A 518-nucleotide genomic window follows, 5' to 3' on the forward strand; every position below is an offset into this window, starting at 1 on the left:
TTTGGCGTGCAGTTTTGGCGGTGACAACAGTAAAAAGTTATTGATAGGCTATAAAGCACATGGCGGAATATTCAACTTTGGTAAACGAGATACCACCAGCAATCTGAATATGGGCAGCTTTCAATTGCCGTACTCAAGTCTATAAGTATTGATTGAATTGGGGTTACTGCATAGCACAGAACTGGAATCAGGAGAGATCGGCATTGAAACGCCATTGATACTGGCATATCAAGGCAAGAATTTGTCTCTGCAAGTGAATACGAAGGGCATCCGTCTGCTGTACTACCGTTTCACACCGACGGGTAACGAACTGTGCAAACTTCTTGGCAACAAGCCAAATTCTCAGTACTACGATCAAATGTTCGCCTTGTTAAATCAAAAGTTTAGCGTAAGTACCGAAGCAAGCAGCAGCGTGAACTATACCGTTTAGTTTCGCTCTAGGAGCTTTAGGTCACCTATGATCTAAAAGCTCCTCAAGCAGTACACTAGGCTTTTGGCTACCTATGATCCAAAAGCTG

At 43.2% G+C, this 518-nt stretch carries 1 pseudogene; it reads left to right on the forward strand.

Annotated elements, in window-relative coordinates:
• A pseudogene (locus R7Z77_RS28420) lies at positions 1–430 on the forward strand (TIGR03899 family protein); the annotation flags it as partial.
• Positions 431–518: the final 88 nt, after the last annotated feature.

Source organism: Vibrio sp. 1401 (assembly GCF_033340295.1).